2 protein-coding genes are annotated in these 493 nt (G+C 46.5%); both read right to left on the bottom strand.

Features of this window, described 5'->3' with window-relative positions:
* A partial coding sequence (ssb, locus tag Q5762_RS37075; protein ID WP_315896712.1) for a single-stranded DNA-binding protein occupies positions 1 to 235 on the bottom strand: 235 nt, incomplete at its 3' end.
* Positions 235 to 493, bottom strand: a 259-nt coding sequence (locus Q5762_RS37080; protein ID WP_315896713.1) for a hypothetical protein, incomplete at its 5' end; no start/stop codon positions are given. The genes ssb and Q5762_RS37080, both read right to left, overlap by 1 nt.

Genomic DNA, 493 nt, shown 5'->3' on the forward strand with positions numbered 1-493 from the left:
TTGCTAGGTGTTCAAGGACGCCTAGCAACGAGCCTTTACGTGTGTAATTAGCCAACGTTTCAGCCTGCTTACGCCACACGACACAGCTGATAAAGTCTGTTTGCTTTTGTCCATCGGCGCCGTTAAAGCTGCGCTCTACCGCCATAGTAAAGGCTGCTACAGCTGTTCCGTTGCCGGTATAACGCAAATCTGGATCTTTCGTTAGCCGTCCGACTAATACGACATTATTAATCATCAAAATTCCTCCTTAATTTCCAAATCGTTTTCTAGCGTCCTAGTGAACGATTCTAGCGCTTTTCGATACTCCCCTACTGTTTGTATCTCAATGCCATCTGAAAGCACGTAGTCACGCTGTATGCCCCTCAGAGCTTTGCTTAGCGTCGAATAGTATCCGACAAGCGCTAAATTTTCTTTTTCCGCTCCGTCATTTTCTATCCTTGTTGAGATTTCGCCGTCCTCGGTCCGACGAACTTTATTGACCGTTACCTGGTTG

The sequence above is a fragment of the Streptomyces sp. P9(2023) genome (assembly GCF_032436795.1).
GTDB lineage: Bacteria > Actinomycetota > Actinomycetes > Streptomycetales > Streptomycetaceae > Streptomyces.